Genomic DNA, 17,948 nt, shown 5'->3' on the forward strand with positions numbered 1-17,948 from the left:
GTCCTACTCGGTTACTGCTGGTGCGTTTGTGTCAAATACGAGAGCGATCGCGTTAGCCCATTCGATATCGGTTCGCCATGGGGAAGTCATGATTGAGGGATATCTGTCGTGCCGGACTAGTGCTTCAGCAATGATAAGGTCGATCATGGTTTGCATCGGTTCTTTTCGCGCGAATTCCGCCCAGGCTTGAAGTAACTCCGGGTGTCGGCGGTACGAGATTTTACCAATTGCCACGAGGCGCGCGAAGAGCGCCAATGCAAGGCTGACATAGGTTGCGCTGGCCCATGCAAACTTGTGCGGGTCGAGACCATCGAGAGGATCGCTGCGGACCTCAACGTAGTGCCATAAGTTCTTGAAGCGTCGAAGCTGGCTCATCACACGATATTTCGAGGTCACGGTGACCTTGTACAACTCTGTGAGTACGGAGTTGTCCTGGTCGTGCTGCAATTGGAAGAGCGAGAAGTAGCCTTCATAGCGGGAGGCCGCGTCGACCAAACCTCCCGGAACGACTTTGAGTTTGGCGAGCTCTGCTCGAAGAATTTCCGGATTGTTGCTGAGCGCCGCTGCGCCCCGATCGATCACTGCAGTCTCGGCGAGTGGGTCCTGACCGGTTGTAAGAATCTGGGTAAGGCTGTGGCCTCCGATCTCCAGGATTCGACGCTCAAGCCACTCGCGTAATCCTGATTCGGCGCGTCTGAGATCGGCCATCGCGACGATCATGTCCAACCAGGGTTCGGCGGAGAGGTCGCCCCGTCGGGTGCCGGGCCGTGATACCTCGACTGATTCGAAAACTAGACCGCTACGAATGTAAAGCGCGAGCTTCTCTGGGGTCGAAAGTGTGGACTCCGCAAGGGCAAATGTGGCTTGCCTGGCGTTGCGACACACGAAGTCGGCAAGGATGTTGAACTGGGACGCGTGTCGGTCGAGGAGACCTCTGTCGAGGTACGCGAGACCGTGCCATAGCCTCGGATTAGTCGGGACGATTTGGGGATATGGGGTCTCGCCAGCCAGGAAACGCGATAGGCCTGCGGTCGGACTATCCCCGAAATCGCCTGGACGGTCGAACCGGACACTGAATTTAGTTGGAAGAGGTTCCGCTGGTTGTGGGTCCCACGCGTCTTCAATGACCGGGGTTACCCGTAGGGGGCCGACGGTCCGTGCGGACTCCGGGATCGTGGCACACCCATCGATCACAGGGACGGAGAGTGGGACCATCCACGGGCGGGCCACTTGCCAGATGTGGAGGACCACATCCTGCGAAGTCGCTAGGCCGCTGACTAAAAATTCATCCTCGTCTGCCTCAATACGGACCCGGGGACCTACTGTGTTGAAACGTGCGAGTGGGGCCTCCCACGTACCCTCTCCCGCGGGGTAGTGCATGAGAAGTATGAGGTCACCGCTCTGTGCGGATCGTGCGGCCGGGGCAAGCCGGTCAGAATTCGCTTTGCGAATGTCTGAGCGGGTTTGGTCGGTGAGATCGAGGCGAGCCTGAATTTTTCCGCTGGCATCCTTGACGACTGCTTCGAGCCGAACGTTGTCAGGAGCGCCCCGAACCGCAAGTGTTGCTTGCGAGAGTGATTCTGGGCGGATGCCGATTGGCCGATCGCTCCAGGTAGGGAGGGTACCGACGGGGGTCAGTCGGAACTCCACTCGTGGCGGGCGAATAGTGACGGTTGCGGTTGCCCCGCCGCTACTCAGCCGAATTTCACGGGATGAGGTTTTTGAGTCAAACTCGAGTCGCGTCGGTGAAATCGTGAGTAACTCGGACGAGGATGTAAGGGTTGCGCCAAACTCTGTGAGTCCCTCATCTTCGGGCAGGCGAACGTCGTCGTCGTACTCAATGTCGAGTCCTTCGGCGATAAAGACGCTCTGATCGAAACGTGCGCCGTCTGGACCGGTGACGGAGATGTCGAACCGGCCAAGTAGGTCGGGATGGCCCTCGAATAGTTCCCAGGCGATCAGTTCGGTGGAGGCGTGCGTGCCTTGGACGGTCCATTCACGAGCGCCGGATCGCCGGTATCTCACTGTCCAAGGGACCACGTCGTTGGAGCCGAGAGGGGGAAGCGCGATATAGGGCCGGGCGCCGAAGACTGGACGACGCTCGTGGAGAACTCCGTTCAGGATTGGCAGCGGCTCGTCCTCAGATTCGTAGAGATACGGGAGCTCGCGCTTGCCTACAGCCAGATCGACTGGCGAATGGTTCCCGTATTGGAGCCGAACTGCGTCAGTTCCGGTGAGGTCCCAGTGTTCGATACGCCAGCCAGCCCAGCCGTTGGGAGTCCCGTACTGACCGGCGACCCGAGGGGCCAGTTCGCCTTCACCTCTAACAGTCAAGTCCGTGGGGAAGGCGACGATGAGCTCTCCACGCGTCAGGCGTTGGCTGATCGCGACGTGCTCGCCGTCAGGAGTGAATGCGATGATTGGGCACTTCGGGTCGAAGAGCCGCATTTCCACTGGGTCGTTGAACGACGGGTGAGAAACAACGATACGACGTGCGGGACGGTCGGCAGGGACATCAACGGAGGTGTCGCGGGCGAATCTGTCGGGCGACACGTGTCGAACGTCGGAATCAATGGTGACGGCCCATGGCACCGACGTGTGGCTTCGCGGCGCTGGAAGGCGAACCACGATGCTGTTGTCGGCTTCAAGGTGGATCGTCGGCGCGCGGCGTGACTGTCGGCGTCGTGCGCGGACTTCTTCGCCAATGTCCGCGCGGGCGAAAGCGTCTTTGAGCGCGAGCCGGATGAGCTCGGGGAGCGGGGTTGACGAGGTGTCAACGGCGGCCTCCGCACGGTACCGGTCTTCGGCGGCATCAGAGACGATTGCTGTGAGGCCAGCAAGAATCTCGCGTCCACGATCGCCCGAGTATTCGATGAAGTATCGCGTGTTGGCATCCAGCTGATGGAACTGGATTTCGTGGCTGGGGTCCAAGATCCAGTTGTTGAATGGTCGATCTTGATAGTTGTCGACAACTGCAACGTAGGTAGTGAGAACGTCGAGCAGCTTGTCGAAACTCGAGGCGGGGATCCCTGCGTGAATGGCGAGCCGTTGGACGTGCCGGTCCCTTGGCAGGCCATCGATTGGGTCCAAGCCGAACTGGTCGAGCAGTACTCGGACTTGCTGGCGGAATGCATTCTCGTCCGTCGAATTATGCTCCGTTCTCAAACGCTCCCAAAAGGCAGACCAGTAGGTGTTGTTTTCCAATCCCACGGATGCCATTCCGACGAGTGAAAGGAGAGTGGCGGCCGGATAGTGGTGAACGAATTGGGGAACCGTGGTGTGTCGGTTGCGGGCGATCCGGTACCGCTCGCCGTAGACGTCGAGGAGATTGTCGAGCTCTGCTGGGGAAAGATCGGTATCGGCTGCTAGAACAGCGCCTTCGAGCCGTTCACGGAGAACGCTTTCCCACTCGTCGAGGCTTGCCTCGTTCCCCAATGTGCGTGCTGCCGGTGAGTCTGTGACTGGAGTTGCCGGGGACGCGGATTCTTCGTCAAATGGCGCCAACTCGTCTAGCCCTGGACGATTATGATCGTCGTCTGGAACGGGGATGCTTGAGGCAGTTTCAACCGAAGCATGGCTCTCGAGTAGGGCGCTAAATCTCTGAAGGTCCATGCCGACGGCTTTGGCCGCCTCAACGCTGCTGACGTCGGGGTTGGCGGCGACATATTCGACAACCCTTCGATCTCGTGGCGACAGCCCGATTGGCAGCGAGCCGTCTGGGTCGATCTTGAGCGCGCCTCCGTCGAGCGAAAGTCGTGGGTCAATCGCAGCAACCGCTTCCATCAACGTCAAATGGAGAAGCGGGAGGCGCCGCAAGAGTTGGGGGTGAGAGTGGGCAAGGTTGGTGGCTGTCAGCCGCCCACCCGCCGTGTGAAGTCCGGTCAACCAGTCGACAACCGCACCATTAGAAAGCACGTCTTCGTAGACCACAGAGGCGGCAACTTTTGCGTAGTCCTCGAGGTCCTCGACCGCGAGGTGCTGCGCTGCGTAGGCATCGGCTGTGGTGCGCTCACGATTCTGCAGCGCTACATCAACGAGCGCGTAGAACTCGGTGGGATATAGAGCGAAGAACCCCGACCCTATTGTGGAAAGGATCTCGTCAGCCGGCCAGTCAACACTGCCACTGATTGCTGCGGCTGCGTTGGTTTGCGCAAGCGTGCGGTGCACTGCGCGCGCGGCAGCGCGGGACCGAGCGGGGAGAATGTCAACGGCAGGAACGGTCGCCACAGAAGCGAAGCTCACGCGCTTCGAGGATGGGTCGGTGGAATCGACTCGGAAGCGGAAACGGGCAGGAACAAGTGGGTATAGCTCACCTAGCGTGAACTCGCCAATAGCTGGGTACACGCTTGCGAGTTCAAGAATGGTCTCGACGCGGTCCTCGGGGGTGGTCTCTGAGATTTTCTGCTGTCCGCCCACGGGAACGTGGTCTGCGACGGGTGCCCAGTGCGGAAACGCTTCTTGCCACTGCACCTCGGGTGCTTTGTTTTGGGTTTCCATCAGGAGGCCTCCGGGACTAGGCCTTCTGGAAGGAGTGGGGAGGGCTGTGCCCCTGTAGTCACTACGAGTTCATCGCGCGCTCGCGACGCTGCGACGTACAGCAGGGATCGTTCACGCCGGAGGAGGTGGTCGCGGTCCTCCTCGGTCAGCCCACGACTGCGAAGTGGAGCCGGGACTGTTCCCTCGGTGACCCGGGCGAGGATGACGTGGGTGAACTCCATGCCCTTGGAGGAATGCATGGTCGTCACGTGAACGCCAGCACCTTCGTCCGTGGATACAGCAATGTTGCGGTCTTCGAGGCCGTCAACAATCCGGTCGACGTCCCGGCGGTTGTGGGTGAGGACGCCGATGGATGCACCCTCGTCGTCTTCCTGCCACTTCCGGATGTGCTTCGCTGCTACGTCGAGCTCTCCGGCGAGTGTGTTTGCTTGCGCCACCTGGGGTGTTGGTCCGCTCCGCGCAGATCGGTAGCCGATGATGGAGTCGGCTTCACCGTCGGTGTTGACGAACGTCTCGCCAGCGAGAATGCCCATCGCGAATCCCAGGTTCTCGGCCGTGGTCCGGTAATTGAGCGTGAGCCGGGTGGCGCGTCCGCGGATATTGATTCCGTAGTGGGACAGCCTCGTCGGGCGTCCGTAGATTCGCTGGTGTCCGTCCTCCGCAATGAAGAGGTCGTTTGGCCCATCGGCGACGAGCGCCCGGAGTAGCCGCCAGTGCCCGACGTGGAAGTCCTGGGCTTCGTCGACAACAACGTGGTCCAGCAAGCGGCCGCCACCTGCTTTTTCGACGGTGTCGAGGACAGCCGCGGCAAGACAGCCGAGGACGGGAAAGGTGTGCTTGTTCTCTCGGCGAGCGATCGCGAGGTAGGACTCGATGACGGACCACACTGCGGTGCGGGCCTTTCGGTTCAATGGTGTGCCGCGGCCAGTGCGATCGGCCTTGAGATACCCGGCTTTGGTGGTGATCTTCTGCGCGAGAACGACCGTCTCGAACTCTCCGCGGAGGAACTCTGGCGTGCTCGTGCCTCCCTCGGGTCGGGTAGTAGCCCGGTCGACGGCCTCGAACCACATTTCTTTGTCGTCCTGATCGGACAGGGGCGAAGGAACAGTCGGGATCGATTCGCCGAGGACCGAAGGCGCTGCGGCCGCAAGCTGCGACGGAGTTGCACGTCGGAGGACGGTCATGGTGGTCTGGTCGATCCCGGCCACGCAGATTCCCGGCTCTCCTGGAGTCTGCGCCCGCGGGAGATCGGCATCCAGAACCGACAGCTGACGAGATAACGATGCGGCGAGGACTTTGGTGAAGGTGGTGAGCAGCACCTTTGGCGGCGTCCCCTCGAGCACTGGGCCGTTGATGGTCCCGTCCACAAGCGCCTTAGTACGGTGTAGCGCCACGACCGTTTTACCGGTGCCGGCGCCGCCAGAGACCCGCCAGGATCCGTTGCGATACCGGGTCGCGAGGACCCGCTGTGTGGGGTGCAGGAAGGTCGTCCACGCCTCGAAGTCACCGCTCTCGATGATCTCGCGCATGACGTCCGTCGCGTCAGGGTTGTCACCGAGGTAGGTGAACTGCATCTTGGATGCGGGCTTGGTGACCGCTCGAACGAATTCGTCGTCGGATTCTTCTGGCGAAGTTTCGTCGTCGTCGGAGAGAGCGAGCTGCTTGCGAACCTCGTCGATCGTGTACCCGACTGCCAGACCCAGCAATGCGTCGCGCTCCCATGGGGCGACGTTCGCAATCCGGGCTTCGAGTTCGGCCAGGGTGGTGGTCGCCAGGGCAGGGGCTGAGACACTCGGCTCGAGTCCGAGTTCCTGGTGGAGCTGTTCCACCGTGAGTGTTGAGAACGACGGGTCGGGCGATACCGCGGCCGGCTCGGCGACCTTCGGTGATCCCGCTGTCGCCGCGGCCTCGGTCCTTGACGTAGTTTCAACGCCCGCCTCGGCGGTGGTGCCGGACTGGATCGCCTGATCCGCCCTTTGCGCGGCGAGAGAGGCCTGCTTCTCCTTTTCTGCGGCTGCCGCCAACTCGGCATCAAGCGCAGCAGCCTGCTCGCGGACAAGCGTGAGCACACCATTGACCGGGTTGACCCGGAGTTGCATGGTCGCCGCGGCATCGTAAGCGTCATCGTGCGGGAACGTCCCCACGTAGACGTAGTGCGTCTCGGCGCCACCGTCGATCCGGAATACGAGCGATCGGAATTTGTCGTTGACGCGCACCGAGCGAATGCGCGGATCCGCGGCGTTCTTGATTGGCTCCACATGCGCACCGGCGGCCGTATCGTTGGCCTGGAGCTTGGAGAGCATGTCGAATACGCGCTTGCGGAGAGAACCGTCGAGGTTCTCCTTCTTGTTGATCAGCGTGATGGTGGCCATCTCAGGATCCCTTTCCGCCGTGCGCATCGAGCGCCACTCGCACCTGCTCGGCCGCTGCTTCTGAAGTGTCGTCACCGGTGTCTACGTCGATTACCGTCCAGCCTTCCTCGGCGATCGGCCGGACCCTATCCGATGACTGCGACACGAAGACCGCGATCTTGGCGTCCGGCCACGAGAAGTTGGCGATCACGCCGTGGACCTCCTCGCCGTAATCCGGTAGGGGCACCGACCGTGCGGCGAGCGCGTGCAGCAGGTCGATCTCCGCTGCAGAGTCGGGATCGTCGGGGTCCACATCGTCCGCGATTTCTCGCCACGATTCGGGAAGCTCGGTTGTAGGCGCTGGCCCTGAGGGGGCTGCCGCCTCGCCCGTGCTGGAGGACGCATCGTGTCCTGTCGAATCCCCGTTGGTGATGTGGCCTGTCGATTCCTCCACCATCGCGGCGAGTTCGGCGTCGATGTCGTCGGAGGTGAACAATCCGGTCACCACACTGATCACCGAGTTTTCGCCGCGTAATGCCAGCAGGTTGGACGCTCGTAGCCACCATTGCCAGTCGTCCCGGTAGTCGTCGCTCGCTACCGCCTCGGAGGCATCGTCGATCATGAGCTCGGCGGCAAGAGAGGCTGGCTGCCGGGGGTGACCTTGCACCACCAACTGCGCATAGGGCCGCTGGTGGACCGAGCGGGCTTTGAGACGTTCACCGGCGGCGAACCAGTAGGCCGCGCACGCATGACCCACCGACCGCCATACGTCGGGCTTCGGGTCGGTGAGGATCCCGGCCAGGAGGCGCACGGGGTCGCCTGCGGCGGAATTCAAACGCGAGGGCGCGATCCCGAGGGTGGACCCGAATGCTTTAACAAAATTTTGTTGCTTCCATGCAGGCGGCGGGCCTTCGTCGTCGTACTCGTTCAGGTCTGCGTGGGTCACCGCCCACGGCACCCACCCACTTGCTCGAAGCGCCTCGCGCTTCTCCGCATCGTCGGCAACGCGGTTGTGCTTGGCGCTGGCGTGGTACTTGAGACCGTCCGCGTAAATCGCGAACTTCAATTGGTGTGGATCGTCCGCCTGCAAGACATAGTCGGGGGTCGTGTTGGCCTCGTGGACGTAGTTTTGTGCACGCATACTCCAGGTGAGCGGCGACCCGGGGAAACGGATCTTTAGCGCGGAGTATTTGCCGTCGGGCTTGGTGGTCACCTTGGCGCCAGCGGCCTCCAACGCCGCCTGGAATGCGTGGCGGAAGCGGACCTCCAGCGCCGAGTCGCCGTCGATGTCGAGCTTCTGTTCGGTCACGATCGTCCAGTCCTCGCGGTTCGGTTCGGCGTCGTCGTCTCTGTCTGTTCCGCGCAGCAACCCGAGAAGTGCGGTCTCGGCGGCCCCGCGGGAAGTGCGGTCGGCATCGCTCCCGTGTGCGTGGGGAAGGAGACACTTCGGGCAGGCAAGCCGGTTGGCGTCCGCGCATTCGCAGTCACGCACCGCGACGTAGGCGGTGTGGAGCAGCTCCCACACGCGCTCTGGTGTGGTGAAGTCCGCGAGATACCCGGTGCCGCCAGGCACAGAGTCGTGCAGGAGTAAGGCAGGTGAAGGCTTGCCGACCTGCGGCACGGTCACTGTTGCGACGTCGAGGTGGCTGGGATCGCCGCCAAGGACCCGCCGGAAGCCGAGTTTGAGGGCTGCGACGAGGCTGGGCATTACCATGCCGTCGTAGGTGGATACCGTGCTCGGTAGGTACAGCAGCACCCCCTCGGTGGCCAGTGCGCGGCCGAGCGCGACGTGGATGCTGGGTTCGTCGCTGGACTTGGTGTGCGGGCACCACGGGCGGTGGTCCCGGCGCAAGTTGGTTCCAGCCTCAGAGTCGAGGTGGCCGCAGTACTCGCACACCCGGAAGTGTGGCGCCGCGGGCTGCATGCCCCCGATCATTCGGGTCGCGCCGGCACCGGTGCCAAGGTTGACCCATCGGACGTCGGCTCGTCGCAGGTATTGCGCGCCGAAGCCGTTGTTGTCGACGAACCATGCCGGTGCGGAGTCGTCATTGTTCCACGCAAGCGTCCGTGCGACGTGGTACCGGCGGCGTCGGCGCTCGTCGTGGCGCTCGTCGACCGCGGCCGCATCACGGGTCACCTGGGCGGCGACTTTGCGCAGCGGCACTACGTCCAGAATCTGCGCCGAATCGGCGAAGCCTGACGTACCGCACGAGGGGCAGGCACCCGGCTTCGTGGTGGCAACCTCGGTGTGGGCGTAGCTGCATGCGGGGCACACGCGCCACCGTTCGAGGGCGTCGCCGTTCGCGCCCACGTCGACGCTACTTATTTCAATCCGCATCCTGTCGGCGTAGAACGAGTTGCCGGGTGCGAGCTCGGTGAGCGCGGAGGACACCGAGCGGGTGAACGTGGACGAGGTCGCGTCCCATTCGAGGGTGTCCGGGTCGTAGGTGGTCACCGAGGCGTGCAGGTCCACAGTGTCGTCGAGCAGTTGGTAACCGGGCAGCAGCCCGTAGCGCTCGAGTGCGGCTATCCAGTACTCCTGTGTGTGGGTGGTCTTCTGCGACAGAGTCGCCTTGCGGGAAGCCTGGGCTGCACGCAAGTCGTCCTTGTCCTGGTCGCTCGCTCCGGGGCTGGCCGCTCGTTCTTGCAGTTCGACGAGGACGGTGTCGAGTGCGTCCAGGCGGTGGCTGAGTTGGAGGTAGTCGTCGCGCCACCGGTCCACCGCCAGCGCGAGCGTGGAGTCCAGAGTGTGCGGCGCCGGGGTGCCGGCGGGGGTGCGCCCGGTGGCCCACTGACGCAGGTCCGCCGCGGCAGCGTCGCCGACGTGGCCTTCAAGGCTGCCGAGGAATCGCCCTAGCAGCCCCTCAACCCTGCTAGGTAGCTCGTCACGAAGCAGCGGCACGAACGAGCCGGGGTGGTTGGATAGCACTGCTCGCGCCCTGTTGTCCTCGGGATAGATCCCCTCCAGCAGAAGGGCGTCAATGGCATGGGCGATGAACTGCCGGCGCAGGATCTCTGCGGCCGAGAGGAACGCCGCGGGCGGTTGCACGCTGCCGTTGATCAGTGAGAGCGGTTCATGGACCACGGGGAGCGTGGCGCCACGGCCTTGGACGAGAGCGACGACGAGGGAGTTGCCCGTCAGCCGGCCCGCCCGCCCTACTCGCTGCACATAGGACGCCACCGAGCTGGGCAGGGAGGAGAGCATGACGGACGACAGGTCCCCGATGTCGATTCCCATCTCCAGCGTCGGGGTGGCCACCAGGACGTTGGGTGCTCCGGGCTCGTCGGCGGCAGACTTGAACTGCGTTTCGATGCGGGCCCGTTCGGCGGACTCGAGCAATCCGGTGTGCTCACGAGCGACCACCGAACGGCTGTCGCTGGAGTAGTAGAGCCGCCGGTAATAGTTGTCGCCCGCGATCGGCGCGGATTCGAGGTGACCGGAGCACTCTACGGTCAGACAGGGCACGCCGGTTAGCGCCTCGCGCACTGCAGGCGCGGCAGGAGTCGCGTTGTGGCAAACGGAGCACCGTAGCTCAGCCGGGGAGTCCTCGGCTGACACCAGAATCTCGTTTGGAGCGATCCCGTAAATCGTCGCGCCGGATTCGGTGGCCAGCGAGTCGAGCACAGAATCGTCGGCCAGTCCTTCCATCAGTGACGACGCCAGCTTGGCACCGGTATCGGGGGTGACTCCAAGGTGTCGGGCGGTCCAGCGCGCGTACCAGGAACGGCTGCTGGCGACGGCGTCGGTTCCGTCGCGGTAGCGGTCTTGGGCCAGCGTCTTACCCACGCGGGGGAAAGATGGCCACCCACCGACGGGGAAGCCCGGCACACCCTTGGCGCGGGCCCCACGGTTGTTCAGGTGCCAGGTGTTGCCGTCGGTGGCCAGGTACTTGCCGAGCCACGGGTGGGTGATGCCGCCGCGTTGGCGGATGCGTTCGACCACGACCCTGGCCCACGCCTCAAGCGCGGCGTCGTCGGGTTCGGTCTCGGTGAGTGCCGACTCGATCGCGGTCGCCTCCCACGTGCGTCGTGCGGCTGCGCGGAGTGCGGACGGTGCGGCGTTGACACTGGGCACAGCGGTGCCCGTCAACGCCAGCGTTCGACCGACGGTGGTCCGGAGTCCGAATTCTAGGCAGAGGTCGAACAGCAGCCGTTCGCGGACGCGTTTGGTCGCCCGGCGTCGGCTATCGGCGCTGGCGGTGGGGTTCCAGAACGCCGAGAAGTTGCTGCGCTCGGCGATCGACGGGTGTAGAAGGTGGTAGCGGTCGACGGGGCCGTCTGCCCGTGTGAGGACCGTGTTGCTGAGTTCGTCGAGGAACTCGGTGCCGCCGTCGAGGGCGGAGGTGATGGCAGTGCGGAGCGCGAAGGCGTGCGAGCGCGCCTGGACGAAACCGGCCCGGTGTGAGGCGTCCTGCACTGAGTCGCTGAATACGAGCGTGCGCTTGTCGGCGGTGTTCAGCCCGCGCACGCCAAACAAGTTGGACAGCGCCACCGACAGCAGGGTGGCCACCGCCGACCCGATGTAGCGGATCGAATCGCGGGTGCCGCATGCCGGGCACGTCTGGCGTTCGGATAATTCCTTGGCGGTGATGCCCGTGTGGAGGAGGACGGGCACGATCCGGGTGTCGTCGGCGGGGTCGATGCCGTCGGCTGCGTGGAGTTTGGCTTGGGTGGCATCGAGCCACATCAGAGATGTTGTGGAGTCCCGGGACCCGCGTATCTGGCTCAGTGGTGTGTGATTCGCCTCGGCGGCCCGCACCTCCTGGTCTGCAGCGATGAGCGCTCTGACGCCGGAGGGCTCCGAGAGTGACTGTTGGCGGATAGTCGCGGGAGTGAAGGTGGGTTGTTCGGTTCCATGCTCGTAGGCGGTCATCCAGCCGGCACGCCCGCAATGGCGGCAGAAGATGGCGGGCAGGTACTCGCGGACGCCGAGCGATCCGGCTTCGCCGAGGTCGTCGGCTCCCAGGTCTGGGCCATCGTCGTGCCAGCGGTAATCCGGTGCGGTGGTCACCGCACGGTCGAGCCGGGACAGCTCCCGTACCCACAGGTGCGCTTCGATGCTGGGTAGTTGGCGTCCGGCGATCGGGTTGGCGGCAGTGATGGTGGCGCGGAGGTGACTTAGCGCTCCGAGGACCCGAGACAGGAATTGTTTGGTCTCTCCAGGGCGGCGGCCGAATTCCGTCGGTAGGACGCTGCGGGTCAGGTCGGAGACGCTGACTGCCCGAGCAGAGTGCTCGAGAATTCGTGCAACAAGCTCGTGTTGTCGGACGGCGTCCAGCACGTCACTGGCTGGTGAATCGGCGGGCACACGGAATACCTCCGTGCACACTGCCTGGTAGATCGCCTCGGCAGGATCACGATCTGTGGCCAGGTGCCTGGAGATCTCCGCCTCTACCTCAGCCACGACAGCAGGGGAAGCGGACACTTCTGCCGGCACTCGGTCCGCGGGCGCGGCGTCCATCCACTGATCCACGCTTAGCCGGGATTCGGTGAGGACGGATTCGGGCGGGAATTCTTCGCCAAAAACGGTGCGGGCAAACTCGCGTACGGCGGTGGTGTCGCCGTCGTCGCCGAGTGTGGCCGATGTGGCCACTGGAGTGATCCGCCCGAGGGGACGCGCGAGGTCGCCGTTGGTGCGGGGGACCGGGTTGGACGCGGAGGCGTTGAGATGGGTGCCGACGACGAGGCCCAGTCGTCGCAGGAGCAGAGCTACATCCGTGCCTTGCGCGCCGTCGTAGGTGTGAAATTCGTCGAGCACCACGTATTGCAGTCCGTGCGCGGATAGTCGCCAGATGTCGGCGTCCTCGGACCGCAACAGAAGCTGGTCAAGCATCTTGTAGTTGGTTAGCAGCAGATCCGGAGGGTCTTCCCGCATTGTGGCGCGGTCGGTGATCAGCCCGGCTTCGCTGACGGTGGTCCGGCCGGAGCCGGAGTGTTCACCGGTGTAGAGGCCAGCGGTGACGCCAGCAAGCCCCGGCTCGGACGTGAGCAGTCGGGTGAGACGCTCGGCTTGGTCGGTTGCCAGGGCGTTCATGGGGTACAGGAACAGTGCTTTGACTCCGCGTATGCCTTGGGCGCGAGCACGTCGAGCGTGGTCGAGGACGGGGTACAGGAATGCTTCGGTTTTGCCTGAGCCGGTACCTGTGACGACCAGGGTCGGGTCGGGGCGACGCCACGGTTCGGTCGAATCCGGGGCAGGGCGGCTGGTAAGTCGCCCGAACGCCTGGGCCTGGTGGACGTAGGGCCGGAAGGGAAACGTTGACGGTGTCCACTCCAGGGCGCCTGATGCGGAATCCGCGGCCGGCTCGAAAGGCATCCGCGTGCGCACGAATGGCCCACGGAACATGCCGTTGGCCGGATCGCGCACGAAGTCCGTCAGCGCAGATCGGGTGCGGTTGTCTGACAAGGCGAAGGTTGTCGAGAGGAACTCGGCGATACCTTCCCGGAGTTCGCCGGCCGCCTGGATTGGCAGAAGGGCACTCACTTCAGATCTCCGTCAGCTAGCTCGCGTTCAAACATTTCATAGGCGGCTCGCATGTCGGCTTCACGATCGAGGATGCGGAACGGGTACTCGAACACGTAGGTGGCGCCGGACTGCGGATGGGTCCACGTCCGATCGTCCAAGCTGAGTTCCTGTCCCGGTTTGAGTTTGCGCTCTAATTTGGCGACGTCGTCGGCGACCTTGCGGCCGTTGGTGTCGAACAGGTCCTGCGAGTCATACTTCCGCATCACTGGGAACTGGGTGCGATAGATCATGCATAGTTCTTCGGCAGTCACTCCCAGTGACAGGGCGACCAGGGCGTCGATCTCGACCTGAGCTTGGCGGCGTTCTTCGGCCTTGCGGAGGGGGACGTCGGACGTCCACTCGGTGCCAGTGACCTCGTTCCAAAGGGGGCCATAAGCCATGGTGAGGCAATTTAGACGAAGGAAGCGAGCCGACAGCGCTTCGTGGTTGCTTCCTTGGTATCGGGGTAAGGAATTGACCGTTTCACCGTAGATGTTGGCTACGCCGGTGGACCTCACTTGGAAGTCGACTAGAAAATTCGATAAAAACGCCGCGTTCGCAATGAATTCAACAAGCGTAAGTTCACTGGAGTCGACGCGTGCGCTGATAGCTGCGCCCGCGATCGCGGCCCGTGGTGGGATGAGGCTGATGTAGAGCGTGCGATAACCAGTAGTGGCAGCCATTTTTCGCCAAAGGAAGCGGAACGATGCGCGATCTTCTACAAATTTTCCTCCGGTTTCCCATCGGGTATACGACTGGTCGTACTTTCTGTTGTCGCGGTTCGGCTGGTAGGCCGTTGCCGGGATGAAGTCCGCTGGCATGGCCTCGAGGTCGATCTCGGTCCAGTCCTGATTGTGCTTCAGCGTGGGGTTCGGCTGCTTGGCGAACGGGTTTGCGACACTGAAGTGCGGCCCCTGAAGGATGACGTCATCCCATGACGCGGGTACCGCCCACTTCGTGTCGAAATAGCCGTTCTTCCGGTCGGTAGTTTCGTTCCATCCTTGCGAATATTGAAGGTTAAGTTCCTTAATCCGCGACGCAGTCGCGAGTTTCCGCAGGACGCCTTCTGCTTCCCGCGTGACCGAATAGACCATCCGCGATTCCAAAGAGGGTGTTTCGTTGTCTTCGAGAATTGACTTCCACAAATCGAGGGTGGAACCATCAACGTGAATAATCCGGTCCTGATGGGGTCGAAGATCCCATTGGTCTGCATCGTTCTTGAAGCCCGGAAGTGGTCCCGTCCCATCGTGGACTAGCGAACTTTCAACGATGGACGGGTGATAAATTGATGAGGCGTTTAAGAATCGCGGGGACGAATTTCGGCTACCGTAAGTGTTAATTCCATAGCGTACTAAGTCGTGAATATCAAAAAGAAATAGGGAGTTAATGAATTGCCAGTGGCGTCGCAACCGGAGGTAGCTTTCTCGTCGGAGCGGTGCCGCCTTCTTCTCAGTGAAGTGTGACTCGGGATGGATGAGAGTCACGATGCCGTTCTCTCTTGTGGATCTCCACGTGCGCTGCATGAAGGCGCGGTATAGATCCGGTTTCTGGCCTGCAAGCAGCGGGTACTGCACGGTGTCGTGTAAAAACGCGGCAGTAACGAGCGTTTCAGACAATCCGCTAGCGAGGATGCCAATCGCCCCTGGCCGTTGGACTGTGATTTTTTGCCGCGATTGCTTTGCAGCCTGAGTCGGTTTGTGGGCAAGAATCCACCACGGGTCAGACTCCCCCAGAAGTGCTTCGATGTCGGACTGCGGTCGAACCCAGGGCGGGTTTCCGACCTGCAGGTCAAATCCGCCGGATGCGAAGACGGGAGCGAAGTCCAGTTCCCAGTGGAAAAATCCCTGTTCGCGGGCGACTTGGTCGCACACTGCGAGCCACGGGTGATCATCGAACACCGCCGACGTAGGCTTCTCGCCAGCAAAGACCCGGTCGAATTCTTCGGCCTGGTCAATCTGCTCCCAAGTGAGATCGGACCCCAGGACGATCTGGCCCTCACCGGGAGCCCGACGACCTCGCCCCTTAGGCGCATCCGAGTATGCACGGCCCAAGAGTGCCTCGAGTCCCTCGAGCCATTTGTCTAAGGTCGGCGGCGCGACCTGCTGGCCAGCAATCGTCAGCTTATCCTTGGTCAGCGGCCAGAACCAGAGCGCGCACCAAGCATCCATTGCGAGGCGCAGGCGCTGAAATGCGCCGTCACGGTCAGCAAAAGACTTTTCGATCTCAGCGCGAGGGACGGGATTGATCGGTGAGGTCAGCTCGGCGCCGTAGACGTCGATCTTCCGACGGACGTGATCCTCGGCGATCCGCATGCGAACCAACGAGAATTGCCACAGGCGCTCGGCACGCTCGGCCAAGTCGGTGAGGCGACGAACCTGGGTCTTAGTCGGCTTGGCGGCGATCTGCTTGCGCCAGGCTTTGAGTTCCTTCTGCGCATCGCCTACATATGGCGCCAAGTCCTTGGCATCGGCGGCAGCGCCCCAGCCGGCAGCCGGGAGTAGGAAGTGATGGATGCGGCCGCGGACCGCCGGGTCGGCTCCCCGCTCGTCATCCACCGCTGTAGCCAGGCTCGCTAGCGGTGCATCTTGGGGCTCAGCGGTCAGCCACTGTTTCTTTTCCACCTGGGTAGGGGAGTAGGTGGCCCGTCGCGCGCCGATGAGTGAATTGCCGCGCCGCAAGTGCAGGCCGAACCAAGGAGCCTGCAGTCCCGGCGTCATGGTGTCCAGCCACAAGGCGATCTCCGCTAGCTCCACGGCGGTGGCGTTGAGGTCCACGCCGTAGACGCGATGCAGCGCTAGATATGCTTTGACCTTCTGGAGTTCCGCTGTCCGGGTCTCGGGATCGATTTCCTCACCGAGTTCCTTTTGGCGGCGATCCAGATACAGGTCGGCGAGCTGGCGTACCGCCTCGACGGCGAACGCGCCCGAGCCCATTGTCGGCTCACAAATGGAGAGCGTGAGGATATCCTCCGCGCGGTCGATCCGGCCAGTGGCATCGAGTTCCTCGATCGCCTGCCCCACTACGAACTCGCTGAGCACTTGTGGCGTGTAAAAGGACGCCGAGCGTTCGCGGTCACGTGAGGACTGGCGGAATACGAACGACCCCTTGGGGTGGCGCACCCATTCGTCCTCGCCGGTCACCGGGTTGCGACGGACGACCCGGTCGGCGGCGGAAACCTCCAAGGAATCGTCGTGGCGCACCACCCACGAGCCCTTGGAGTCATCGCCTCCGCGAGCCACCTCCCACAGGTCCTCTTGGGCGATGAAGCCGGTGTAGGACATCAACCCCTCATACACCTGCCCCAACTCGGTGACACCGAGTGTGGCGTAGGAGATGAAACCGCGGTCCTTGCCTGCCTGCTCTTTGGTGAGCAGCAAGTTGCCCAGGACGTGGTAGAGCGCAATGTTGGACAGCTCAACCTGGTCGATGAGGTCGGTGGCCTTGTGGGAGAACAGATCAGCGGAGAGCTCGTTGAACTCCAAGCCCGGGGCCATGCCTGGCTCGTCGTCGGGGTGATGCCCCCGGTCGACAAGGCGGAAGAGCAGCGCGAGCGAGTCGTACAGGTACGTTCCCTGCTCCTCGCGCGGGGTCGCCGGCGGGGCAAGGATCTGATCACGCAAGCGGGTGAGGCCGTAGCCGTCGTCGTACTCCGTCGATCCCACTGGGAGGATCTTGAGTTCCGGTGAGGCCTCAGCGAACAGTAGGAACAGTATGCGGTACAGGTACCGCAGCGATTGGCGGGCGAGCAATTGTCCATCGACGTTGTCCACACTCAGGCCTCGCGCCCGGCGGCGGTCCAGGACGTCGTTGGCGATGATCTCGATGGACTCGCGCACTGCGCCACGCAGCGACTCGGACACCTTCACCGAATGCTGCCGCGAATCCTCCAGCGTCTCCGTCCACCACACGGTGCCGTCAGCCCGGCGTTCGGCCGATTCGCGGCACGCCGCCGCCACCACCCGCTCGACCTCGCCACCAGAGCGGGTGTCACCGCGTTCGAGTGCGAGCAGAAGGTCGATCACCAAAGCGCGCCCCAGCGGCCACGATTCCCGCTCGGCGAGCATGAACCACCGGCCAGCCAGCACCGCGATAAACGACGGGGGAGCGTCGGAGACGAACAGCTCGCCGACCAGCTTTCCGATCGAGGCTGTAGTTGGTTTGTGGTCCACCGTGACCTCGCCCAACGGGACCGCCGAGCGCAAGTCCTCGACGGTGTCGACCGGTTCAGCCTCCACAAGGAGCACTCCGTCGCCAGCCCACGCGTCAGCACACCAAACGGTCTCGCTGCGCGTCCACGAGTGTGGGGCAGGGCTTCCGTAACCCAAGGCGCGCCGCAGGCGAGCGCGCTCATCCTCGGGTGCGGGGGCCGTGGCACCTGAGTCCTCCGGGGAGAGTTGCGAGAGCGCGATCAGCAGAGCTTGTCGCTCACCAGTGAAGCGCTTGAGCGGAGATACCGCGCCCTCGCCGGCGTCCTGCTTCCACCCCTTGACCAGGGCCCTCACGCGAGCCAGATAGGACTGCTTGGTCTCGTCCGTGGTGAGGTAATGCTCGCTGATCCACTCGTCGACGTTGACGATCGCACTGTCGGCGGCCAT

Annotated in this window: 4 protein-coding genes; all 4 read right to left on the bottom strand. The window is 63.1% G+C overall.

Annotated elements, in window-relative coordinates:
• Positions 1–3: 3 nt before the first annotated feature.
• From FQ137_RS08320 to FQ137_RS08335, 4 genes are read right to left on the bottom strand one after another with little or no spacing between them, the layout of a single operon-like run.
• Entirely contained in the window at positions 4–4,497 is a 4,494-nt protein-coding gene (locus FQ137_RS08320; protein ID WP_149291967.1) for a hypothetical protein, read from the bottom strand.
• Positions 4,497–6,869 carry a 3'-5' exonuclease gene (locus FQ137_RS08325; RefSeq protein WP_188064841.1) on the bottom strand — a complete coding sequence of 791 codons (2,373 nt, stop codon included), beginning with the start codon at positions 6,867–6,869 and terminating at the stop codon, positions 4,497–4,499. Before FQ137_RS08325 ends, FQ137_RS08320 begins: the two co-directional genes overlap by 1 nt.
• 1 nt (position 6,870) lies before the next feature.
• Positions 6,871–13,332, bottom strand: coding sequence for a DEAD/DEAH box helicase (locus FQ137_RS08330; protein ID WP_149291969.1), 6,462 nt, complete (start codon positions 13,330–13,332; stop codon positions 6,871–6,873).
• Positions 13,329–17,948, bottom strand: coding sequence for a class I SAM-dependent DNA methyltransferase (locus FQ137_RS08335; RefSeq protein WP_149291970.1), 4,620 nt, complete (start codon positions 17,946–17,948; stop codon positions 13,329–13,331). Before FQ137_RS08335 ends, FQ137_RS08330 begins: the two co-directional genes overlap by 4 nt.

It is taken from the genome of Dietzia sp. ANT_WB102 (assembly GCF_008369165.1).
Taxonomy (GTDB): domain Bacteria; phylum Actinomycetota; class Actinomycetes; order Mycobacteriales; family Mycobacteriaceae; genus Dietzia.

Coding starts and splice junctions, on each gene's coding strand:
- FQ137_RS08320 (WP_149291967.1), bottom strand. CDS start 4,497: ATGGAAACCCAAAACAAAGCACCCGAGGTGCAGTGGCAAGAAGCGTTT.
- FQ137_RS08325 (WP_188064841.1), bottom strand. CDS start 6,869: ATGGCCACCATCACGCTGATCAACAAGAAGGAGAACCTCGACGGTTCT.
- FQ137_RS08335 (WP_149291970.1), bottom strand. CDS start 17,948: ATGGCCGCCGACAGTGCGATCGTCAACGTCGACGAGTGGATCAGCGAG.